Source organism: Pseudomonas sp. GW821-FHT03E01 (assembly GCF_059420765.1).
The window spans coordinates 66,117-87,081 of record NZ_JBWKUI010000001.1; the positions used below are offsets into that span (position 1 = coordinate 66,117).

Sequence of the window (20,965 nt, forward strand, 5' to 3'; positions counted from 1 at the left end):
GAGTCAGATCATGAGCCAGTATCAACGGTTATTACTGATCATCAACCCGCTCCTGCGCCAGTCTCCCGCGCTCAACCATGCCGCTGCCGTGGCCAAGGCCAGCGGGGCGAGTTTGCATATTGCGGCGCTGATCCCCTCGTTGGACATTCTGTCGTTGCTCGAAGAGGGCGACCGGAAAGTGGCTCGGGCGAACTACCTGCAGGAACACCGCGACTGGCTCAAGGAACAGGCGGAAAAAATGCAGGGCAGGGGGATCGAGGTGACAACCGAGGTCGCCTGGGCCGACAACATGCGCCAGGACATCCTTGATCACGTCACGGAAATGCAACCCGATCTGTTGATCAAGCAAGTCCAGCATGAGCCAGTGCTCAAGCGCGCGTTCTTTACGCCGCTGGACTGGCGTTTGTTGCGCCATTGTCCGGTGCCGGTCTATCTGGTGGGCGCCGAAAGCCATGCCTTGCCGCAGAAGGTGGTGGCCGCGGTTGATGTTGGCGATACCGAGCCTTCGAACAGCGAACTCAATGACCGGATCATCCTGCAGGCGTCTGCCCTTGCGCTGCAATGCAATGCCGAGTTGCATCTGCTGTACGCGTGTGACATTCCGGCTGCTTTTCTGGCGGATCTGGGCGGTGGCCTGACGCTATCGGAGCTTACCCGGGAATTGCGCAAGGACCTGGAAACCTCATTCCTCAAGTTGGCCGCCCGGTTCGGCGTGCCCGCTGAATGCCGGCATTTCATCACAGGGCATCCGGTGTCGGCGCTGAGTGAGTTCGCCCACGAACACCAGATAGATGTGATCGTGATGGGTAGAACGCAATACGGCAGCCTGGAGAAACTGCTCGGCAGCACGACCGAACATATTCTGTACCAGGTGCCTTGCAGCGTTCTGGCGGTGTAGTCGCAAGCATCCTTGGCGAAATTGACTTGCCCGTTTCGGGGTTCCCGCCCCAGGGAGGTTTTCAGATGAATCACAGTCCTTCATTGCAAACCATCTTGCATGACCGGGTTGATGCCGGCCGAAGCCTGGTGGAGTCGCTGCTTAAATACGCCAAAAGAGCCGATGTCATCGTCCTCGCCTTGCCCCGTGGCGGCGTGCCGGTCGCCTATGAAGTGGCCACGGCCCTGGAGGTTCGCCTGGACCTGATGCTGGTCCGCAAGCTGGGCGTGCCGTCCCACCAGGAATTCGCCATGGGCGCTATCGCCAGCGGTGGCATTCAAATCGTCAATGACGATGCGCTGCGGGCTAATGGCATCGACCAGCGTACGCTCGACGCTGTGGTGGCGAAGGAAACGCAGGAAATGTTGCGTCGCGAGCAGCTATTCCGGGCATCCCGCGAGCCTTTGGCACTCAAGGATCAAGTGGTGATTCTGATCGACGACGGTCTGGCGACAGGGGCCACGATGATGGCCGCGATACAGGCCGTGCGCCTGCAAGCACCATCACGCATCGTCGTTGCCGTGCCGGTGGCCCCCATGGAAACGGCAGAGGCGCTGCGTGACGAAGTGGACGAGCTGATTTGCCCGCTCACCCCCGATTGGCTGGTATCAATCGGCTATTGGTACACGGACTTCACTCAGACGTCGGATGAGGAGGTCATTGATCTTTTACATCGGGCCTGGCAGAGAGAATCAATGATGAAATGAGGCAAACTGCTGGCCCCCCGATCTTCGGTTCGTTGTCAAACTTGCTTTCTTTTCAGCAGGTTAGGCATTGGCGATATGCGGACTTTGGTATGGATGACTGCAACGTTTGTCCTGGTGGCTATTTCGTTTGGAGCCCAGGCAAAGGAACTGAGCAAGAACTCTCGCTATGTATGCAGCTGGGGCTCGGAAATAGCCGAGGGCGCGCAAGCCTCGAAACTTTCCGGGCTTACGCTTTACGGAGCACGCAAGAAGCTGCAATCGCGCAAGTTTCCCCGGCCGTGGATGCGCATGACGGCCATGGGCATCACGGAGCAAACCTATAACAGCCCTTCGCGTCTCAAGCCTGCCGGCATCAAGCAAACGTATTACGAGCAATGCATCCGGCATGAGTTGGCGCAACGGTAAACCGCCGGTCGCAGGGGCCGTTCCTACGACCCCATCCCTCCCGCACAGCCTTGCGAATCCCCTCCAGCAACATCGCAAACGCCGGGTTGTCTACAGATCGCATTGCGGCCAATGACTGGTCATGCATTATCCGGCGCCTCACGAAACCGTTGTGCAAGGCGATCCGCAAACGGATAGAACGAAAACCAGGGCCTGGCTTCGTCGATCACCCGCAGGAATGACGGTCGCTGGATCAACCGGTCGAAATAGGCGCTCAAATGCTGGTAGTCGTCGGGGAACGGCACCAGTGTGCAGGCATAGAACAGCGCCGGGGCGGCGGCACAATCGGCCAGGCTGAAATCCGGGCTGGCCACCCAGATTCTGGACGCCATCCGGCGCTCGAGCATGCTGTACGCCGTCGCAAGCGTGGCCCGTTCCCTGGTCAAATCACCGTTGGTCGCGTGTATCCGATCACTGACAATCTGCTGGACCGGCGTTTGTAGATAATTGTCGAAAAATCGGTCCCATAAGCGCACCTCCAACGCGGTCTCCCAATCGTCCGGAACCAGGCGCTGTTCACCTGGATACAGGCGATCCAGGTACTCGATGATGACGCTGGACTCCGGCAGATTACGTTGACGAGCATGATCGCGAAGTACCGGGAATTTTCCGATGGGCCACAATGCCTGAAGCTCTGCGCGGTCGGCGGCGTCCGTGAGATCGATGATTCTTCTGTCGAACTCGATGCCGTTTTCGTAGAGCGCGATGAGCACTTTGTGGCAGTACGACGACAGCGGATGGTAGTAAAGCGTTAGCGACATTTTTCAACTCCTTGTAGGGCAGATGAAAAGGGTGGGGCAATCAACAAGCATAGGCTGATGCCGGCGAAGCGTCTGGGCAGATGCTTTCGAGCTTGTGAGCTTGCACACGGGAGAATTCCTGCTTAACTGGAAACCGCTGGTCGGGTTGTGACTCATTGGTCATGGCGTTCATCTCAGCGCCCTTGTACCGTTGTCGCTGGTTTGTGCTGTCAGGCTTGTCCGGAGGAAGCCGGACAGTCGACCACGCTGTGTGTCTGGTCCAATTTGTTCAAGGAATAGAATGAAATGATGCCGAAAACTGCCATCGTCGAGATTGGTAAAAAGTACAAGGTTTATACCGAGCACTATCTCAACGCCGCTGCTGACAAGACGATCATTCTGGTCAATGGCTCGCTGGCAACGACCGCATCCTTTGCGCAAACGGTGCGTTACCTGCGGCCACGCTTCAATGTGGTCCTCTACGATCAGCCCTACGCCGGTCAATCGAAACAACACAACCGGCATGACCAACCGATCCGCAAGGAAGACGAGGCCGAAATACTGCTGGAGTTGATCGAGCACTTTCGCGCCCAGCATGTGCTGTCCTTTTCCTGGGGTGGCGCGGCGACCTTAGTAGCGCTGGCCCAGCGGCCCCGCCGGATCGAAAAGGCGGTGATCAGTTCATTCGCCGCGCGGATCAACACACCGATGCGTGAGTATCTGGAGAGCGGGCGGCACTTTCTCCATGCCTGCGATCGACGCAACGTCGGGCGTTTGATCAACAGCACGATCGGCAAACACCTGCCGTCGCTGTTCAAGCGTTTCAATGAGCGCCATGTCAGCAGCCTGGACGAACACGAATACCGGCAGATGCATTTTCACGTCAATGAGGTGTTGACCCAGGACACTCACTGCTACGTGTCTTGTGCCGATGCCATCGAAGTCCCGCTGCTGTTTATCAACGGTGAATGGGACGAGTACACCTCGGTGGAAGACGCCCGTCTGTTTGCGGCGCATACCCCCAAGGCGCAGTTTCAGACCATCGAGAACACCGGGCATTTCCTCGACATGGAACACCCCACGGCCTGGCATGACACGCAGCGAGCCTTGCTGGGCTTTCTGCAGCCGCCAGTCGTGAAGACGCCAAGCCAGCCACGCAATCCGGCTTTCAGCGGCAAATCGTCAGTGATTCCGCCCCTGCAATCAGCTAACTGGCTGCGGCCTTAACTGACGCAGCAACTCGATTTGATCCGCAGGGACCAGCGTGCGCAGGGCTTTATACAGTGCGCGGGTCTCTAGCAGGTTCCAGACCCGCAGCATGGTTTCCAGGGCGTCCAATGGCTTGCTGATGAAGTCCTTGGCGCCCAGGGCCAGCGCGCGCAGGCGGGTATCGCGGGTGGCGTCGGCGGTGAGCACGAGGATCGGCAGGTATTCGCCGGCCGGAATGCGCCGGTTGAGCTGTTCGAGCACGGCAAAGCCGTCGAACTCCGGCATGTGCAGATCGAGAATGACCAGATCCGGCTCGAAGCTGTTGAACAGGTCCAGGGTTCGCAGCGGTTGGGTGCTGCTCAGTACATTGGTCAGGCCTTCGCGGACCAGCAACTGCTCCATCAAATCGAGGTTGGGTCGTTGGTCGTCGATGATCAGAATGCGCAGGTCGGTGTTCACACGGGCTCCGGTAGGTGCTGGTCAAGATGGGCGAGGAATGAAGGAATATGAATCGGCTTGGTCAGCACCGCGGTCGCTCCTGCTTCCAGCAAGGCCTGGTGAGTGAGGTCGCTGGCATCGGCGGTGATCATCAGCACGGGCGTGGCGCGGGTGCTGGAGGACAGACGCAAGCGCTGCAGAACGTTGAAACCATCAAGATCCGGCAGCGCCACATCCAGCAAAATCAGCTGCGGCGCATGTTGCCGGGCCAGGTCCAGGCCCATTTGCCCCTGCATGCTTGAGAGCAACTGGATGTGTGGCCGTCGCTGCAGCAGGGTTTCGATCAGGGCCAGGCTCGACAGATTGTCTTCGATGCACAGCACTTTGCCCTGGTAATCGGGGGCGGCGAGGGCGGGCGTTGCGGTTGGCGGGCTGATCAGTGCCGCTGGTGGCTCAGTGGTTGACGGCAATCGCTCGAAGGGTAGCTCCAGGGTGAAACTGGAGCCGTTGCCGGGTTGGCTTTTGACGGTCAGGCTGCCGTTCATCATTTCCAGAAGACTCTTGCTCAACGCCAGGCCGAGGCCCGTGCCTTCCACGTTCGGGTCGGTCTCCAGGCGCTCGAACGGTTTGAACAGTTGGTCCTGTCGATCAGCCGCAATGCCCTTGCCGGTATCGCAGACCGATACTGAAATTCGTTGTTGATGAACCCTGACCTCAATGTGCACCTGACCCTGGGGCCGGTTGTATTTGATCGCGTTGGACAACAGGTTCAGCAGCACCTGAACCAGCCGTTGCCGATCGGCGACGATCCCGCTGTCGGCGGCCAGCATCGGCAGTTCCACCAGTTGAATGCCGGCGTCGCAGGCCATGGGCGACACCAGCGTCAGGGCTTCTTGCAGCACCACCGCCAAGGGCACGGCTTCAACGTTGAGTGGCAGGCGCCCGGCCTCGATCTTGGCGATGTCCAGCACTTCGTTGATCAGGGTCAGCAGGTGTTGCCCAGCCCGCAGGATGTGACCGATCTGCGCCCGCTGCCCTTTGGGCGAATCCATATCCAGCAGTTGCGCGAAGCCGAGAATCGAGTTGAGCGGAGTACGCAGTTCGTGGCTCATGCGCGACAGAAACTCACTTTTGGCGCGGCTGGCGCGTTCCGCTTCTTCCCGCGCAGTACTTAGCGCGATCTCGGCAACACGGCGATCGGTGATGTCGCGGGTGATCTTGGAGAACCCGCGCAGGGCGCCACTGCTGTCGTACTGGGCGGTAATCACCACACTGGCCCAGAAGCGGCTGCCATCCTTGCGGCAACGCCAGGCCTCCTCCATGTAATGACCATTGCGTGTGGCCTCGCGCAGCGCCATGTCGGGATGCTGCGGACATTCTTGCGGCAGATAAAACACCGAGAAATGCTGGCCGACGATCTCCTGTTCGGTGTAGCCCTTGATCCGTTCGGCGCCGGCATTCCAACTGGTGACGAAGCCGCGTGTGTCGAGGGCGAAGATACCGTAGTCCTTCACCCCGTCGATGATCAGCCGCAAGCGTTCTTCGTTGTCGCGCAAGGCTCGTTCGCGTTCGGCCAGTAACAGCCCGGCCTCGACCAGGCGCGTGCCCAATTGACCGATCTCATCGTTCTCCGGCGGTTGCGGCAATAACGGCTGACCGAGTGCCAGCCGTTGGGCGTTACGCTGAACCTGCTGCACCCGGGCGACGATGCCTTTGGACAGAAACAGCACCGCGACAATGGCGCCGAACAACCCGCAAACAGCGGCCAGCAAGGTGGAGAACAACAGGCGCTGTCGAGTGGAGGCCGCCGCTGCGGTGCGCTCGGCCAGCAGGGTGTCCTCAAGCGTGCGCATGGCGCTGATGCGTTCGCGTAATTCGTCGAGGACATGTTTGTTGTTGATCAGGATCGTGGTGATCGACTCTGGGGTTGCGTTGCGATCATCGAGCAGTTCAACCAGACCTTCGACCTTGGTGTCGATCAGCGGCGTGATCGCCTCCAGATGTTTACGCACTCGCTGATCGCGAACGTTGCGGTCGAGCCGCTGCAGGGCCGATTCGATCAAGGGCTTGGCTTGCCGGTAACCTGGCAGGAAATCCTCGCGATGGGTCAGCAGATAGCCGCGCACGCTGGCGGCGGCCTCGGCGAGCAGGGTGTGCACCGCCTGAATATCGCCTTGCACCAGCAACACGCGGCGCACGTCTTCTTCCGCGCGCGCGGTCTGCCGTTCGGTGGTGTAGATCAGCACCAGCGAGAGCAACAGAATCACCAACGGCAGGGAAATCACCACGAGGGCTTTGCCGCGTAACGGCAGATCGGCCCAGCGGCGGGCGCTTGACGCTTTCATGACTGGGTCACCAGACCCAGCGCAATACCACGCACAGCGGCCTGGGTGCGGTCGGCGGCGCCGAGTTTGCCGATGACCCGTTCCACATGGGCTTTGGCCGTGCCGGTGGTGATGCCGAGTTTTGCACCGATTTCACGGTTGCTCATGCCGCTGGCCACCAGCCCCAGCACCTGGCGTTCCCGTGGGGTCAGGGTTACGGGAACGGCGCCGCTGGCGTTGCGCTCGGTCAGGCGGCGCAGCAACTGCGCGCTGACTGAACTGTTGAGGGCCTGCTCGCCGTCAGCGACACGTTGCAAGGCGTCGATCACTTCGTGGCGGCTGGCATCCTTGAGCAGATAGCCCACGGCGCCGGCGTTCATGGCGGCTTCAAGGTGATCGGGGCTGTCGTCCATGGTGAACATCATCACTTTCAGGCTCGGCAGGCGCTCTTGAAGCAGGCGTGCGGCGCCCAGCCCGTTGAGCACCGGCATGCGGATGTCGAGGATGACGATGTCGGGCAAAAGACGTTCACATAAGTCCAGTGCTTGCTGGCCATTGCACGCCTGGCCGACCACTTCGAATTGCGTCAGGCCGGCGAGCAACGAGACGAAGCCGGTGCGCGTGACTTCATGGTCGTCCGCGACCACCAGTCGTATAACGTCAGTCATTGAGGGGTTCCATTCAGGCCGGAGGGGACGGTGGCGCGCAGTTGCGTTCCGCCGTGCGCATGGCTGATGCAGGTGAACTCGCCGCCCAGCAGGCTCGCGCGTTCCTGCATCGCGGCAAGCCCCAGGTGCCGGGCGCCGCAGGTATCGAGGGGTTGTTCCATGGCAAAACCCTGGCCGTTATCGTCCACCCGCAGCGAGGCGTGTCCGTCATGCAGTTGCAGCGCCAGCACGACGTGGCTGGCCTGCGCATGTTTGAGAATATTGTTGATGCCTTCCTGGGCGATCCTGAACAGGGCGATCTCCACCTGGCTGGGCAAACGTGCTTCGCAACGTGCACTCCAGTTCACTTTGATCCCGGCCTCGCGCAGGCGATCGGCCTCTTTGTCGACCGCTTTCAGCAAGCCAAAGTCGTCGAGCACCGTCGGACGCAGGCCACGGATCAATTGCCGGCCTTCACCGACGCAATGCTGGGCCAGTTGAAGAATCGTCTGTAAGTCCGCACTGAGTTCGTCGGGCAATGGCGGGCAGCGGCCGGCAAAACCTTGCAGGCGTTGATGCAGCCCGGCGAGGGTTTGTGCCAGGCCGTCGTGCAGGTCGTAGGCCATGCGTTTGCGTTCGTCTTCCTGTGCCCGGAACAGTCTGTGGACCAGATCGGACATGGTGCGCTCGCGGGCCACCAATGCGTCGAGCAAGCGCTGGTTTTCCAGGTGCGCGGCGAGCAGGGTGGCGAGCAGTTGCAGGGATTCGAGGTCTTCGGTGTCCGGTGCGCTGATGCTGACGCTGTTGGCCAGCACCAACGCACCGAAGGCGGCACCATCGCCACCGCGTAAAGGCACCCGCAACACATTGGGCAGATCCGCGCTCGGCTGTTCCTGCCATTGCGGTGCGCACATTGCGGTGTCGGCGAGGTGCTCGAGGCTGCGCAAACGATCACGGCTGCCGTGACTGGCGGTGGTCCGGACCTGCGCATCCATGTCCCATTCCAGCAGTAGCGCATGGTCCATCGCCAGGAAGGCGCAGGCCCGTTGCAGCACCCGTTGGCGCATGGCCTCAGGAGCCAGTTGGGTCAGCTCCTGGCCGGTATCCACCAGCAGCCGCAGCCGCGCGGCGCGACTTTGCGACTGCCGATATTGAGTGCGAATGGCCAGGGCGCTACCGGGGTCATGATCAGGGTTTTGCATGGGGGCAGGTTCCGGCGCGGGCACGCCCGTTCGGGCAGGGGCGTCATTAAACCTTGTTAGCAGGGCAGGGCGCTATCTGCCGAATGGCATAGGCGAATGGCTCCGGTTGGCCGATGGCGGGCCGCGTTCCGGGCGGCACAGTGTGCCCATCGACCATCATTGGAATAGCGCAATGAAATTCAAGATCTCGACCATAGCCCTGTTATTCGCCCTGACCGCCCCGTTGGCTCAGGCGTTGGAAGCGGTGCCATACGTTTACAGCAGCGTGGCGCAGCAACCGACCAATGCGAAGGATCGTGAAATCGCCGCCCTGTTTGACCATTGGAACAGCGCGTTGAAGAGCGGCAATGTTCAGAGCGTGGTCGACCTGTATGCGCCGAACGCGGTGCTGCAACCGACGGTATCCAATCAGGTGCGCACCACGCCGGCACAGATCAAGGACTACTTCGATCACTTCATGGCGCTCAAGCCGGTAGGGCTGATCAACTTCCGTGAGATCCGCCCATTGGGCGCCAACGTGGCCATGGACAGTGGCGTCTACACCTTTACGTTGACCGAAGCCGATGGCAAGACCCGTCAGGTGCAGGCACGCTACACCTTCGTTTATGAGCAGGTGGGCGGTCAGTGGAAGATTCTCAACCACCACTCTTCGGCGATGCCGCAAACGCAGGTGTTGCACGCGGGGAAATAAACAAGAGGATGTGCAAAACCGACACGGCCCACACTCAGGTGGGCCGTTTGCATTGTGCTCAGTTTAACGCCAGGTCGTCTTCGGGCTGCTGCCCGCGAGCCTGTGCCGCGCGTTGCAAGCGGCTGGCGATCAAGGTGTTCTTCAACAGATAGGCAATGGTCATCGGCCCGACGCCACCGGGAACCGGGGTGATCGCGCTGGCGACGGTGCGGGCGCTGGCGTAGTCGACATCGCCCACCAGACGGTTGCCGAACTCGCTGGTGATGCGGTTGATGCCGACATCGATCACCACCGCGCCGGGCTTGAGCCAACTGGCATCGATCAACGCTGGCCGGCCCACCGCCGCGACCACGATATCCGCCAACCGGCACAAAGCCGGGGCATCGACGCTGCGCGAGTGCACCACGCTGACCGAACAATTGGCCTGCAGCAGCAAGGTCGCCATCGGTTTTCCGACGATGTTCGACCGGCCGATGACCACCGCGTGCAAACCACTCAAGTCATCACCGCAGGTTTCGTGCAACAGGCGCATGCAGCCGCTGGGCGTGCACGGAGTCAGCACTTCGATGCCTTGCACCAGCCCGCCAACGTTTTCCCGGTGAAAACCGTCCACGTCCTTGATCGGGTCGATGGCATGAATCACTGCCTGCTCATCGATAGGGGCCGGCAAGGGCAGTTGCACCAGGATGCCGTTCACCGTGGGATCGGCATTGAGTTGTGCAATCAGTTCCAGGACCTGGGCCTGGCTGGCGGTTTCCGGCAGGCGGTATTCCAGGGAGCGGATACCGACTTCCTTGGCGCGCAGCAGTTTATTGCGCACATACACATGGCTGGCCGGGTCGTCGCCGACCAACAAGACCGCCAGGGCGGGGTAGATCTGTTGGCCAGCCAGGGCCAGAACCTCTTCCCGGACCTCGTCGAGAACCTTGGCAGAAATGGCTTTGCCGTCGATATCGCGGGCAAATGTGGGGGTGCTGCTGATCAAGAGAGTCACCGTTGTCTTGATTGAATGGGGGTGAAGTGATCATCGCGGCGTCTTCACGCGCCGATGATCCATCAGAGACATGCAGGCAAGGGTGCTCAGGCTATCAGGTGAGGGCAGGCATACGCCACCGGAACACCAGCCAGCGATCAGACAGGCTGGGATCGAGCTCTCAATGCATCTTGCTGTGATCAGGCATGCCGAGCGCCTTAGTCTCGGCGTCAACGGTGATCGTCTCTTTTTCGCCCTTGGCGTTTTCCACGGTCAGGGTCAGGGGCACTTTGCCGCCTTCCTTAACCTGGGCCGTCAAATCCATCAACATGATGTGATAGCCATGGGGATCGAAGCTTACCGGTTTGCCGGCCGGCAGCGCGACGGACTCGACCTGGCTCATGCTCATCACATCGTCTTTCATGCTGGATTGGTGAATTTGCACGGTGTTCGCTACCGGCGACTGTACGCTGAGCAGTTTGCTATCGCTGTCGGCCTGCAGGGTCATGAAGGCGCCGGTCGAATGCTGACCGGCCACCGTCGCGCGGACCCAGGCGTCGCTCACCTGGGTTTGAGCGGACACCTGCCAAGCCATGCCAATCAGGGAAAGACCCAGGACCAGTTGTTTGATACCCAGCTGTTTAATACGTGGTGCGCAAATCGAAGTCATCAGCAGACCTCCATGACGGTGAGCAGGTCTTCTGCACACTCTTTAGCGGTAAGGGACGCGGACAGCCCCAGGCGCAAATTGCCTCGGGAGTCGAAAACGAAGCTGGTCGCGGTATGGGAGAGGGTATAGGTCGAACCGCTCGGGATCTTTTCATAGAACACACCGAACTCCTTGGCGGTGGCGGCGGTTTCTTCCAGCGTACCGTACAGTGCCTCGAAACTCGGATCGAAGGCCTTGACGTAGGCGTCGAGCATTTGCGGCGTATCGCGCTCGGGGTCCAGGGTGATGAAGATCACTTGCAGGCGTTCGCCATCGCGGCCCATCAGTTTTTTCGCCTGTGCTGCACGGGCCAGCGTCGTCGGGCAGACCGCCGGACATTGGGTGAAGCCGAAGAAGATCATCGGCATCAGGCCCCGATAGCTGCCCAGCATCCGGTACTCGCCCTGGGCGTCCTTGAGTTTGAAGGTACGCCCCATGATCTTGTCACTGAGGTCCTTGCCGTACTTGAACGACAGCTTGCTGCTGTCATCGCAGCCAGCGAGCAGGCCGAGGCTCAGCAGGCTCATGCCGCGCAGGACCGTGCGACGGGTATACAACGTACTCATGAACAAAAGCATCCTGTGTAGCGACCGGGAATCTACAGTGGCTGATCAATCAGACGAAAAAAAGCGCATGGATGTTAACAAACTGTTGCCCTGTGACGCTTAATCGATGGCTTGGCGGCATGCGCCAAAAGGTCGCGGCCTCGATATATCTGAAAATACAAATACGCGATGCTGCTGAAGGCAACGCTTACCCGGGCCGGTAAGTTGAGCAGCGACGAGCCGCAATTACTGATTTGACGACTGCTGCGCAGCCGAACGCAGCCTCGCAGGCTCGGCAGCTGCTACAGATCGGCATTGACGCTTGCCCGAATGGCACCGGGAAATGCCCGGCAGGGTGTAGCGCATGCACTTTTAAAGAGCCACGCCTGACAACATGCACCAGTGCGAAGCGGTTTCCTGAGCTGTTCCTTCCTTCAGTCCCAACGTCCGCCCACCCGCTCGCGGGGGGCTGCAAAGTTGACTCGCGCCTGATGAGACCCGCCCGGGGCGCGGTCTTTATCAAACTCTCCCATCGTTCAGCCGTTGGTTTTCCAGAACTGAGGAAGTCATGCGCTGCAGACTGGCACAAAGGCTGCATTCTCCCTTCAGCCTCATCTGAAAAAGAGGGGCAGCCCACTCGATCAACGAAGATCGACCGGCCGGGCAGGTCGTGGGCAACATCGGTGGATCAGGCGAAGGCGCCAGGTCGAACACCGCGAAGAACAGGCAAAGACGCCTGAAACCGAGAGGTTTCAGGCGTTTTTTTTTGCTTTTTTATCCGTGATTGGCTTTGGCTGGGTGCTTACTATGAATTCCAATGTTGCCGCATTGAACAAACTGCAAACGCTGATCGTGATCGGCAATGGCATGGTCGGACATCATTGTGTCGAGCAGCTCATCGAGCGCGGCGCCCTCGACCATTACCGCCTGCATGTCTTCAGCGAAGAGCCGATGCGTGCCTACGATCGTGTGCATCTGTCCGAGTATTTCGGCGGTCGCGATGCCGAATCGCTGGCCCTGGGCGAAGCCTCCCTGTATCAAACGCCGGGCGTCACCCTGCATTTGGGTGTGCCGGTGCTGGAAATCGACCGCGCCCGGCGCCAGGTGATTACCGCGCAAGGTTGCGTCGCCTACGACAAACTGGTTCTGGCCACCGGCTCTTATCCCTTCGTGCCACCCATTGAGGGGGCCGAAGGCGACTCGCGCCTGGTGTATCGCACCCTTGAAGACCTCGACGCGATTCGTGCTGCGGCGGCCAATGCCCGGCGTGGCGTGGTGGTCGGCGGTGGCCTGCTCGGTCTGGAGGCCGCCAACGCCCTGAAAAGCCTGGGCCTGGAAGCCCATGTGGTGGAATTCGCCCCGCGCCTGATGCCGGTGCAGCTGGACGAGCAGGGCGGTCTGGCGCTGAAGGCGCAAATCGAGCGGCTCGGTGTGGGTGTGCACCTGTCCCGTGGCACGCAGTCGATCAGTGCCGGCGAGCAGTACCGCTACCGGATGAATTTTGCCAACGACGAATTTCTTGAAGCCGACCTGATCGTGTTCTCCGCCGGCATCCGTGCGCAAGATGCATTGGCCCGCCAATGCGCACTGGACATTGGTCCTCGCGGCGGCGTGGTGATCGACGACCAGTGCCTGACCAGCGATCCGCACATCTACGCCATCGGCGAGTGTGCCGCCTGGAATGGCAGCCTCTTCGGCCTGGTCGCCCCCGGTTATCAGATGGCCCGTGGCGTCGCGTCGCTGCTGTGCAATCAAGCCGCCGAGCCGTTCCAGGGCGCCGACATGTCGACCAAGCTCAAACTGCTCGGTGTTGACGTCGGCTCCATCGGCGATGCCCATGCGCAGACACCGGGCGCGCGCAGTTATCAGTTCATCGATGAAGCGACGGCCAGCTATCGCCGCCTGGTGGTGGATGCCGACAGCAAGCGTGTACTTGGCGCAGTGTTGGTCGGCGACAACAGCTATTACGACACCTTGCTGCAATACATGCAGAACGGCATTGCCTTGCCGTCGGAACCGGCCAGCCTGATTCTGCCGTCCTCCACCGGCGCGCCAACCCTGGGCCCGGGCGCGTTGCCCGAGTCGGCAACGGTGTGCTCGTGCCATAACGTCACCAAGGGCTCGATCTGCTCGGCCATCGATGGCGGCTGCACCGACCTGGGCCTGCTCAAGTCGCAGACCAAGGCGTGCACCGGTTGCGGCGGTTGCGCGGGGCTGCTCAAGCAAGTCTTCGAGCATGAACTGATTGCCCGTGGCGTCAGCGTCGACAAGAGCCTGTGCGAACACTTCGCCTACACCCGCCAAGAGCTTTATGCGCTGGTGCGGGTAGAAGGGGTGATCACTTTCGAAGAACTGCTGGCCAAGCACGGCCGTGGACACACCGGTTGCGACGTGTGCAAACCGGCAGTGGGCTCGATCCTCGCCTCGTGCTGGAACCAGCCGATCATGGACGCCTCGCTGGTGCCGTTGCAGGACACCAACGATACCTTCATGGCCAACATGCAGAAGAACGGCACCTATTCGGTCGTGCCGCGCATTGCTGGCGGTGAGATCACTGCCGACAAACTGATCGCGATCGGCGTGGTGGCGAAGAAATACGACCTCTACACCAAGATCACCGGCGGCCAGCGGATCGACCTGTTCGGCGCGCAGTTGCATCAGTTGCCGGACATTTGGTCCGAGCTGATCGAGGCCGGTTTCGAAACCGGGCACGCCTACGGCAAGTCGACCCGTACCGTGAAGTCTTGCGTGGGCAGCACCTGGTGCCGTTACGGCGTGCAGGACAGCGTGAAAATGGCCCTGACCCTCGAAGATCGCTACAAAGGCCTCCGCTCGCCGCACAAGCTCAAGTTCGCCGTCTCCGGTTGTACCCGTGAATGTGCCGAGGCGCAGAGCAAGGATGTCGGCGTGATCGCTACCGAGAACGGCTGGAACCTCTATGTGGCCGGCAACGGCGGCATGCGTCCGCGTCACGCCGAGTTGTTCGCCACCGACCTGGACGATGCAACCCTGATCCGTTACATCGACCGTTTCTTGATGTTCTACATCCGCACCGCCGATAAATTGCAGCGCACCTCGGTCTGGCGCGAAAGCCTGGAGGGCGGGCTGGATTACCTCAAGGACGTGATCATCAACGACAGCCTGGGGCTTGGCGCAGAACTTGAGTCGCAGATGCAACTGGTGGTCAACCGCTATGAATGCGAATGGGCCAATGCCCTCAAAGACCCGGAAAAACTCAAGCGCTTCCGCACCTTCGTCAACGATCAGCGACCGGACCCGGACATCCATTTTGTCCAGGAGCGCGGTCAGCGCCGGCCGATCATGGCCGCCGAACTCAACCTTATCCCTGTCACCGAGGAGAATGCCTGATGAGCCAGTCCAATACCCAGCGTGTCGATGCCCTTGCCACCGCAGCCAATGCCCAAGCCTGGCAGGCGGTGTGCAGCCAGCAGGATCTGGTCAGCAACTCCGGCGTTGTCGTTTGGCTCGACGGCGCCCAGGTCGCGCTGTTCTACTTGCCACAAGCCGAAGGCCGCACCCTCTACGCCATCGACAACCATGATCCGCAATCTGGCGCGAACGTGATTGGCCGCGGACTGATCGGCAGTCTCAAGGGTGATCTGGTGGTGGCGTCGCCGATCTACAAGCAGCACTTTCGTCTTGAAGACGGCAGCTGCCTGGAGTACCCCGAACAGCGCCTGCGGGTGTGGCCGGTGCGTCTGAACGCCGGCGTCGTGGAAGTCGCGGCGGCTTGACCGTCGCCCTGGACCGTATCGGAGAACGTTGATGAAAACAGCCGCACAGTTGCTGAAACTGAAGATCGTGCAAAACCAGCAGGTGCACAGCATCGCACCGGATCAGATGGTGCTCGACGCCCTGAAAATGATGGCCGAGAAGAACGTCGGCGCGCTGCCCGTGATCGAAGAAGGGCAGGTGGTCGGCGTCATCAGCGAGCGCGACTATGCGCGCAAGGTGGTGCTACAGGGGCGTTCTTCGGTCGGCACGCCGGTGCGCGAGATCATGAGCGCACCGGTGGTGACTGCCGACAGTTTGCAGAGCATCGAGCGCTGCATGGAGGTCATGACCGACAGTCATTTGCGTCATCTGCCGGTCCTGGAAGGCGGGGAACTGATCGGGCTGCTGTCGATCGGCGATCTGGTCAAGGAAGCCATCGTCGAGCAGGCCGATTTGATACGGCAACTTGAGCATTACATTCGCGGGCATTGAGCCCGCGCATACCGTAGGTCGCAAAAATCGGCTGGCGTGGAAATAAACCTAAGTAACCGGTTGGAACAGTCGATAACCCCAGCAGTAGGCAATTAGCCGACCACGCACCTGCCGACAGGGGAACCATCGAGTGTCCATAAAATTACGTTTGATCTTGTTGATAGGCACTGGCTTGCTCACCGCCCTGATCGTGAGTCTGGTCAGCTATGTGGGTAACACCCGGATGGCTGAAGCGGTGAGTGACAACGAGGTCAGTATGACCGCGCTGCGCAACCACCTCGAAGCCGACATGATGCACGATGCACTGCGCGCCGATGTGCTGTCGGCGATGCTGGTAGGGTTGGGCAAGAGCCCCAGCAGCAAGGCCGAGGTGCGCAGTTCACTCAATGAGCATGCCGCGCATTTTCGCGAGATGCTCGGTGACAACCTCAAGCTGCCGGTCAACGACACCCTCAAGGCCGCGCTGGACAAGATCAAGCCAAGCCTCGATACGTACATCAGTGCCGCCGAGCGCATTGTCGGGCTGGCGCTGGATAATCCTGATTCCGCACAACAGCAACTGGGTACGTTCAATAACGCGTTCAGCCAACTGGAAAGCCAGATGGCCACCCTCAGTGAGCTGATCGAAACCAACACTCAACAGACCAGCGCGGGCACTCGGCAAACCATCAGCAGTGCCAACTTCACCCTCGGTGTCGTACTCATTGCCAGCTTGTTGCTGCTGCTCGCCCTGGGACGCTCGGTCATCCTGAGCATCATGGGGCCGTTGCAGATCGCCAGCCGGATTGCCGACAGCATCGCCCATGGCAACCTGAGCGAGGCTATCGTCGAGCCCACCCGCAAGGATGAAGCCAGCACCTTGATTCGCAGCCTGGCAACCATGCAGCGTGACCTGCGCGGCATGATCGAAGTGGTTCGCAGCAACGCCCACGGCGTAAGTGGCATGAGCCAGCGGTTGAGCAGCGGTTGCCATCAGGTCGCGGGCAGCAGCCAGCAGCAAAGCGTTGCCGCCAGCACCATGGCCGCGGCGGCCAGCGAAATGACTGCGAGCATCGAGGAAATCACCCGGCATGCCGAGCGTGCACTGAACATGGCCAACCAGGCCGAGGAACTGGCCAAGGACGGCGGTCGGGTGATTCATCAAGTGGTCAGCGACATGGACGGGATTGCCCGTTCGGCGCAGCAGTCGGCCCAGGTGATCCGCACCCTGGACAAGGAGTCCGAGGGGATTTTCAGCATCATTCAGGTGATCAAGGGCATCGCCGATCAAACCAACCTGTTGGCGCTTAACGCCGCCATCGAGGCCGCCCGTGCCGGTGAGCAGGGCCGTGGTTTCGCTGTCGTCGCCGATGAAGTGCGTAGCCTGGCGGGCCGCACCAGCGCCTCCACCCAGGAAATCGCCACCATGGTCGCGCGTATCCAGCAAAGCACCCGCGAGGCGGTCAGCAGCATGGAGGCGGGCGTCGCGCAGGTCGACAAGGGCATGGCGGTGACTGCCGACGTCGAGCGCGCCATCCGCGAAATCCTCCAGGCCACGCTCAACACCACGGAGCTGGTCAATGACATCAGCCGCACGATCGGCGAGCAGAGCCTGGCCAGTAACGAAATCGCACATCAGGTGGAAATGATTGCCGGCATGTCCGAAGGCAATAGCAAGGTGATCAACCAGACCGCCTCGACCACCGATGAACTGTCCAGCCTGGCCGGACAGCTCTCGCAGTCGGTGGATCGGTTTCGCCTTTGAGGCATTGGCTGGCCCTGATATCAGGGCCAGTCAGCTCATCCAGTTGCCGCCATCGACGTTATAGGTTTGCGCCACGATGTAATCGCTTTCGGTCGATGCCAGGAAGATCGCCATGCCGACAAGGTCATCCGCCGTGCCCATGCGCCCGTACGGCACTTCCTGTCCCGCCAGTTTTTTCTTTTCCCCGAGCGGGCGGTTTTCATAGCGGGCAAACAGCGCGTCGACGCCGTCCCAATGCTCGCCGTCCACCACCCCCGGCGCGATGGCGTTCACGTTGATGCGATGGGGAATGAGATTGAGACCGGCCGATTGCGTGAGGCTGATCACCGCCGCCTTGGTCGCGCAATACACCGCGACCAGCGCTTCACCGCGCCGCCCGGCCTGACTGGCCATATTGATGATCTTGCCACCATGGCCCTGGCGGATCATCTGCTTGGCCGCGGCCTGCAGTGTGAACAGGGTGCCGGAAACGTTGATCGAGAACAGCCGTTCGTAGCTGTCGCGAGAAATCTCTGTGATCGGCGCGAGATCAAACAGCGCCGCGTTATTGATCAGGATGTCGAGCTTGCCTGTGGTGGCGATCACCGTGGCGATGGCAGCGTCGATGGATTGCTGATCGGTCACATCCATCTCGACTGCATAAGCATTGGGCCCCAACTCGGTTGCCGTGGCTTGGGCACGCTCCAGGTTGATGTCGGCGATCGCGACCGTAGCGCCTTCGCGGATGTAGGCTTGCGCGAATGTCCTGCCTATTCCTCTGGCGGAACCGGTAATCAGGGCGCTTTTTCCTTCTAGACGTTTCATTGTTCCCATCCAATCGTAAGAGCTAAAGAGTTACCCGTTGAGGGCATTAAAAATGGTCGTTAGTCTGCGAAGCCCCCGCAGTGATCGCGCCACGCCGTTGTTACTTGGGATAACCGGCGCGCTTCATTTCGCGTTCGGTGCTTTGCTGCGCGGAGGCCAGGGCCTGTTCCACTGGCATCTGCCCGGTGAGCGCCGCGGATACCAGTTTGCCGACCGACGTGCCAATCGCCTGGAATTCGGGAATGGTCACGTACTGAATACCGACGTAGGGCACGGGCTGGACTGATGGGTGCGCCGGGTCGGCGTTCTGCATCATTTTCAGCGTGACACCGGCGAAGGGCGCAGCCTGCAAATAGGCGTCGCTGTAGGTCGACATGCGGGTGCCCGGCGGTACGTTGCTGATGCCATCCGTCTCGGCAACCAGTTGGATGTATTCCCTGGAGGTGGCCCAGGTCACAAAGGCTTTGGCGGCTTCCTTGTGTTTGGATGTCGCCGGGATGGCCAGTGACCAGGCATAGAGCCAGGACGAACCCTTGTCGGTGACTTCTGTTGGCGCGGCGACGAAACCAACATCATTGGCCACCTTGCTTTGCGTTGTGTCGGTGATGAACGAGCCGGCGACGCTGGCATCGACCCAGATTGCGCATTTGCCACTGTTGAACAGGGCGAGCGTCTCGTTGAAGCCATTGCTCGACACACCCGGTGGGCCGTACTGCTTCAGGGTGTTGACGTAGAAGTTGGCGGCGGCAGTCCATTGCGGCCCGGTGAGTTGCGGCTGCCACTGCTCATTGAACCAGCGCGCGCCAAAGGCGTTGGACATGGTCGTCAGCAGCGCCATGTTCTCACCCCAACCGGCCTTGCCGCGCAAGCACATCCCATACTGTTCTTTATCCGGCTGGTGCAGCTTGCCGGCGAACTCGCCGAGCTGCGTCCAGGTCGGGTGCTCGGGCATGCTCAGGCCGGCGTTCTTGAACAGGTCGGTTCGGTAATAGGTGACGGTGCTTTCGCCATAGAACGGCAGGGCATAGAGCGTGTCGTTGACCGATAACCCTTGGCGAACCGCAGGGAAAATATCTTCGAGGTCATAGCTGGCGGGCAGGTCCTTTATTGGCTCCAGCCAATGCTTGGCGCCCCACAACGGTGTTTCGTAAGTGCCGATGGTGAGCACGTCGAACTGGCCGCCCTGAGTGGCTATGTCGGTGGTCAGGCGCTGACGCAACACGTTCTCTTCAAGCACCACCCAGTTGAGCTTTACGTCGGGGTGCAGCTGTTCGAAAGTTTTGGACAGTCGCTGCATGCGGATCATGTCGCTGTTGTTCACGGTGGCGATGGTCACCGTTTCACCTGCCTGGCAGAGCAGGGCAGAGCCCAGGCCGGCGGACAGAAAAAGCGCGCTTGGAATGATCTTCATCGTGATCTCCGCTCTGCGCCTGGGGCGGCAGAAGCTTTATTGTTGTTGTAGATCCCGGTGCAGGTCATAGCCGCACCGGGATGACCACAGAATTGCAGCTACCCAAGCAGCGAACAAATGAATGGCATACGCGCCGCTGATACTTTTTTGACCGTGGAAAAAAAGTATCAGTGGGCGCCATGTAACGTGCTAGGCGCCGGGCGTCGTTAGTGCGAGTCTCATGTCAGCGTCCCGAGACTTCGACTCGTCCCAGGCTTCGCGGTACCTTGATAAAACCAACAAAAACGGAATCGCCAGGGTGATGAACCATCACGTAACCGCAGACAAGCCGCCAGCGCTTGAAGTCATCCTCAACGAGCCCCAGCACAGCTTTCGTTGGTATGAGCACGACTATCCCTTCGACCTGGCGCGCTGGAACCATCATCCGGAGTTCGAGATCCACCTGATCCGCGAAGGCAGCGGTCGGCTACTGGCTGGTGACTACATCGGCGTATTCGAAGCCGGCCATGTCGCCCTCATCGGCCCGGGCCTGCCTCATGACTGGATCAGCGATCTGGGCAAAGGCGAGGTGATTACCGGCCGTGACGTCGTGTTGCAGTTCGATGGCCAGATGCTGATGCAACTGCGCGACAAGGTTCCGGAGCTCAGCGAGTTACAAAGCCTGTTTCGCCAGGCGGCGCAGGGCATCGAATTTCATGGCAACACCCGCAAAAAAGCAGCTCGACTGATGGAAGAGATCGGCCAGTGCCACGGCTTGCAGCGACTGTGCCTGTTCCTGTCGTTGCTGCAACTGCTGGCATCGGCCCCTGACAGCGAGAGACAGACGCTTGCCAGCCTGCAATACGCGCCCATGCTCGACGCATTGACGGCCCAGCGCATGAGCATTGTCTTCGACTACATCCTGAACGACCTCGCTGACGAGTTGCGGATGTCGGTCATCGCCCAGCGGCTGGACATGAACGAGCCGGCCTTCTCCAAATTCTTCAAGCGCGCCACCGGCCATACCTTCGTCGACCTGACGCGCAAACTACGAGTCCAGCGCGCCTGCCGTTTGCTGGCGCAAAGCAGTTTCAGCGTTGCCGATATCTGTTTTGAGGTGGGGTACGCCAACTTGTCGAATTTCAATCGGCACTTTCGCCATGAAATGCATGAGACACCCAGCGAGTATCGGCAGCGGTTGCAGCGCGCATCTTGCGGTGGGTAGCGCTTTCTG

Annotated in this window: 20 protein-coding genes and 1 pseudogene; 11 read left to right on the forward strand and 10 right to left on the reverse strand. The window is 60.4% G+C overall.

What is annotated here, in order from left to right; translation table 11 throughout:
- Positions 1 to 10 precede the first annotated feature (10 nt).
- From AC07VO_RS00295 to AC07VO_RS00305, 3 genes are all read left to right on the forward strand, one after another.
- The gene (locus AC07VO_RS00295) at positions 11 to 898 is read left to right on the forward strand and encodes a universal stress protein (protein ID WP_018928993.1); all 888 of its coding nucleotides are present in this window, start codon (positions 11 to 13) and stop codon (positions 896 to 898) included.
- A gap of 65 nt (positions 899 to 963) precedes the next feature.
- Positions 964 to 1,644: a phosphoribosyltransferase gene (locus AC07VO_RS00300; protein ID WP_310391917.1), complete on the forward strand. Its 681-nt coding sequence runs from the start codon at positions 964 to 966 to the stop codon at positions 1,642 to 1,644.
- A gap of 75 nt (positions 1,645 to 1,719) precedes the next feature.
- Complete coding sequence (locus AC07VO_RS00305) at positions 1,720 to 2,049, forward strand: hypothetical protein (protein ID WP_018928995.1); 330 nt, start codon at positions 1,720 to 1,722, stop codon at positions 2,047 to 2,049.
- 119 nt (positions 2,050 to 2,168) lie between these two features.
- Here AC07VO_RS00305 and AC07VO_RS00310 read toward each other — a convergent pair whose 3' ends face one another.
- Positions 2,169 to 2,849 carry a glutathione S-transferase family protein gene (locus AC07VO_RS00310; protein WP_192350358.1) on the reverse strand — a complete coding sequence of 227 codons (681 nt, stop codon included), beginning with the start codon at positions 2,847 to 2,849 and terminating at the stop codon, positions 2,169 to 2,171.
- 285 nt (positions 2,850 to 3,134) lie between these two features.
- Here AC07VO_RS00310 and AC07VO_RS00315 point away from each other — a divergent pair, with 285 nt between their 5' ends.
- Positions 3,135 to 4,055, forward strand: coding sequence for an alpha/beta fold hydrolase (locus tag AC07VO_RS00315; RefSeq protein ID WP_192350360.1), 921 nt, complete (start codon positions 3,135 to 3,137; stop codon positions 4,053 to 4,055).
- On the opposite strand, the gene AC07VO_RS00320 is transcribed toward AC07VO_RS00315, so the two are convergent.
- From AC07VO_RS00320 to AC07VO_RS00335, 4 genes are read right to left on the reverse strand one after another with little or no spacing between them, the layout of a single operon-like run.
- A complete protein-coding gene (locus AC07VO_RS00320; protein WP_018928998.1) occupies positions 4,032 to 4,496 on the reverse strand; it encodes a response regulator in 465 nt (154 codons plus the stop codon). The genes AC07VO_RS00315 and AC07VO_RS00320 overlap by 24 nt on opposite strands.
- Entirely contained in the window at positions 4,493 to 6,820 is a 2,328-nt protein-coding gene (locus AC07VO_RS00325) for an ATP-binding protein (RefSeq protein ID WP_192350363.1), read from the reverse strand. Before AC07VO_RS00325 ends, AC07VO_RS00320 begins: the two co-directional genes overlap by 4 nt.
- Positions 6,817 to 7,467 (reverse strand): response regulator, encoded by a 651-nt coding sequence (locus tag AC07VO_RS00330; protein ID WP_192350365.1) that lies wholly within the window; start codon positions 7,465 to 7,467, stop codon positions 6,817 to 6,819. Before AC07VO_RS00330 ends, AC07VO_RS00325 begins: the two co-directional genes overlap by 4 nt.
- Positions 7,464 to 8,648: a sensor histidine kinase gene (locus AC07VO_RS00335; RefSeq protein WP_192350367.1), complete on the reverse strand. Its 1,185-nt coding sequence runs from the start codon at positions 8,646 to 8,648 to the stop codon at positions 7,464 to 7,466. Before AC07VO_RS00335 ends, AC07VO_RS00330 begins: the two co-directional genes overlap by 4 nt.
- 172 nt (positions 8,649 to 8,820) lie before the next feature.
- Between AC07VO_RS00335 and AC07VO_RS00340 the strand changes: the two genes are divergently transcribed.
- Positions 8,821 to 9,339, forward strand: a complete 519-nt coding sequence (locus AC07VO_RS00340) for an SgcJ/EcaC family oxidoreductase (protein WP_018929002.1) — start codon at positions 8,821 to 8,823, stop codon at positions 9,337 to 9,339.
- A 58-nt stretch (positions 9,340 to 9,397) separates the two neighbouring features.
- Here the strand turns inward: AC07VO_RS00340 and AC07VO_RS00345 are convergent, their stop codons facing one another.
- From AC07VO_RS00345 to AC07VO_RS00355, 3 genes are all read right to left on the reverse strand, one after another.
- Positions 9,398 to 10,324 carry a bifunctional 5,10-methylenetetrahydrofolate dehydrogenase/5,10-methenyltetrahydrofolate cyclohydrolase gene (locus tag AC07VO_RS00345; RefSeq protein WP_018929003.1) on the reverse strand — a complete coding sequence of 309 codons (927 nt, stop codon included), beginning with the start codon at positions 10,322 to 10,324 and terminating at the stop codon, positions 9,398 to 9,400.
- Positions 10,325 to 10,493: 169 nt separating this feature from the next.
- Entirely contained in the window at positions 10,494 to 10,982 is a 489-nt protein-coding gene (locus tag AC07VO_RS00350; RefSeq protein WP_192350369.1) for a copper chaperone PCu(A)C, read from the reverse strand.
- Entirely contained in the window at positions 10,982 to 11,587 is a 606-nt protein-coding gene (locus AC07VO_RS00355) for an SCO family protein (RefSeq protein ID WP_019651622.1), read from the reverse strand. The genes AC07VO_RS00350 and AC07VO_RS00355 overlap by 1 nt, the downstream gene beginning before the upstream one ends.
- 786 nt (positions 11,588 to 12,373) lie before the next feature.
- On the opposite strand from AC07VO_RS00355, the gene nirB reads away from it, so the two are divergent.
- The 5 genes and pseudogenes from nirB (at position 12,374) to AC07VO_RS00380 (ending at position 17,537) form a co-directional block, all read left to right on the forward strand.
- On the forward strand, positions 12,374 to 14,935 hold the full coding sequence (gene nirB, locus AC07VO_RS00360) for a nitrite reductase large subunit NirB (protein ID WP_192350371.1): 2,562 nt from the start codon (positions 12,374 to 12,376) through the stop codon (positions 14,933 to 14,935).
- Positions 14,935 to 15,321, forward strand: a complete 387-nt coding sequence (nirD, locus tag AC07VO_RS00365) for a nitrite reductase small subunit NirD (RefSeq protein ID WP_018929007.1) — start codon at positions 14,935 to 14,937, stop codon at positions 15,319 to 15,321. The genes nirB and nirD overlap by 1 nt, the downstream gene beginning before the upstream one ends.
- A 31-nt stretch (positions 15,322 to 15,352) precedes the next feature.
- The gene (locus AC07VO_RS00370; protein ID WP_018929008.1) at positions 15,353 to 15,793 is read left to right on the forward strand and encodes a CBS domain-containing protein; all 441 of its coding nucleotides are present in this window, start codon (positions 15,353 to 15,355) and stop codon (positions 15,791 to 15,793) included.
- Between the two features lie 130 nt (positions 15,794 to 15,923).
- Positions 15,924 to 16,433 (forward strand): annotated as a pseudogene (locus AC07VO_RS00375) (MCP four helix bundle domain-containing protein); the annotation flags it as partial.
- 450 nt (positions 16,434 to 16,883) lie between these two features.
- Positions 16,884 to 17,537, forward strand: coding sequence for a methyl-accepting chemotaxis protein (locus tag AC07VO_RS00380; protein WP_371861319.1), 654 nt, complete (start codon positions 16,884 to 16,886; stop codon positions 17,535 to 17,537).
- Between the two features lie 30 nt (positions 17,538 to 17,567).
- Here the strand turns inward: AC07VO_RS00380 and AC07VO_RS00385 are convergent, their stop codons facing one another.
- Together AC07VO_RS00385 and AC07VO_RS00390 are read right to left on the reverse strand one after the other, a co-directional pair.
- A complete protein-coding gene (locus tag AC07VO_RS00385; RefSeq protein ID WP_192350375.1) occupies positions 17,568 to 18,341 on the reverse strand; it encodes an L-iditol 2-dehydrogenase in 774 nt (257 codons plus the stop codon).
- Between the two features lie 100 nt (positions 18,342 to 18,441).
- Positions 18,442 to 19,752 carry an ABC transporter substrate-binding protein gene (locus tag AC07VO_RS00390; RefSeq protein WP_086945579.1) on the reverse strand — a complete coding sequence of 437 codons (1,311 nt, stop codon included), beginning with the start codon at positions 19,750 to 19,752 and terminating at the stop codon, positions 18,442 to 18,444.
- A 301-nt stretch (positions 19,753 to 20,053) separates the two neighbouring features.
- Between AC07VO_RS00390 and AC07VO_RS00395 the strand changes: the two genes are divergently transcribed.
- On the forward strand, positions 20,054 to 20,956 hold the full coding sequence (locus tag AC07VO_RS00395) for a helix-turn-helix domain-containing protein (protein ID WP_064617637.1): 903 nt from the start codon (positions 20,054 to 20,056) through the stop codon (positions 20,954 to 20,956).
- Positions 20,957 to 20,965: the final 9 nt, after the last annotated feature.

Excerpts from the sequence above, each read along its gene's own strand:
- nirB (WP_192350371.1), top strand. The coding sequence starts at position 12,374 with ATGAATTCCAATGTTGCCGCATTGAACAAACTGCAAACGCTGATCGTG.
- AC07VO_RS00300 (WP_310391917.1), top strand. The coding sequence starts at position 964 with ATGAATCACAGTCCTTCATTGCAAACCATCTTGCATGACCGGGTTGAT.
- AC07VO_RS00370 (WP_018929008.1), top strand. The coding sequence starts at position 15,353 with ATGAAAACAGCCGCACAGTTGCTGAAACTGAAGATCGTGCAAAACCAG.
- nirD (WP_018929007.1), top strand. The coding sequence starts at position 14,935 with ATGAGCCAGTCCAATACCCAGCGTGTCGATGCCCTTGCCACCGCAGCC.
- AC07VO_RS00310 (WP_192350358.1), bottom strand. The coding sequence starts at position 2,849 with ATGTCGCTAACGCTTTACTACCATCCGCTGTCGTCGTACTGCCACAAA.
- AC07VO_RS00335 (WP_192350367.1), bottom strand. The coding sequence starts at position 8,648 with ATGCAAAACCCTGATCATGACCCCGGTAGCGCCCTGGCCATTCGCACT.
- AC07VO_RS00380 (WP_371861319.1), top strand. The coding sequence starts at position 16,884 with ATGGCCAACCAGGCCGAGGAACTGGCCAAGGACGGCGGTCGGGTGATT.
- AC07VO_RS00390 (WP_086945579.1), bottom strand. The coding sequence starts at position 19,752 with ATGAAGATCATTCCAAGCGCGCTTTTTCTGTCCGCCGGCCTGGGCTCT.
- AC07VO_RS00325 (WP_192350363.1), bottom strand. The coding sequence starts at position 6,820 with ATGAAAGCGTCAAGCGCCCGCCGCTGGGCCGATCTGCCGTTACGCGGC.
- AC07VO_RS00385 (WP_192350375.1), bottom strand. The coding sequence starts at position 18,341 with ATGAAACGTCTAGAAGGAAAAAGCGCCCTGATTACCGGTTCCGCCAGA.
- AC07VO_RS00305 (WP_018928995.1), top strand. The coding sequence starts at position 1,720 with ATGCGGACTTTGGTATGGATGACTGCAACGTTTGTCCTGGTGGCTATT.
- AC07VO_RS00340 (WP_018929002.1), top strand. The coding sequence starts at position 8,821 with ATGAAATTCAAGATCTCGACCATAGCCCTGTTATTCGCCCTGACCGCC.
- AC07VO_RS00295 (WP_018928993.1), top strand. The coding sequence starts at position 11 with ATGAGCCAGTATCAACGGTTATTACTGATCATCAACCCGCTCCTGCGC.
- AC07VO_RS00350 (WP_192350369.1), bottom strand. The coding sequence starts at position 10,982 with ATGACTTCGATTTGCGCACCACGTATTAAACAGCTGGGTATCAAACAA.
- AC07VO_RS00395 (WP_064617637.1), top strand. The coding sequence starts at position 20,054 with ATGAACCATCACGTAACCGCAGACAAGCCGCCAGCGCTTGAAGTCATC.
- AC07VO_RS00330 (WP_192350365.1), bottom strand. The coding sequence starts at position 7,467 with ATGACTGACGTTATACGACTGGTGGTCGCGGACGACCATGAAGTCACG.
- AC07VO_RS00315 (WP_192350360.1), top strand. The coding sequence starts at position 3,135 with ATGATGCCGAAAACTGCCATCGTCGAGATTGGTAAAAAGTACAAGGTT.
- AC07VO_RS00355 (WP_019651622.1), bottom strand. The coding sequence starts at position 11,587 with ATGAGTACGTTGTATACCCGTCGCACGGTCCTGCGCGGCATGAGCCTG.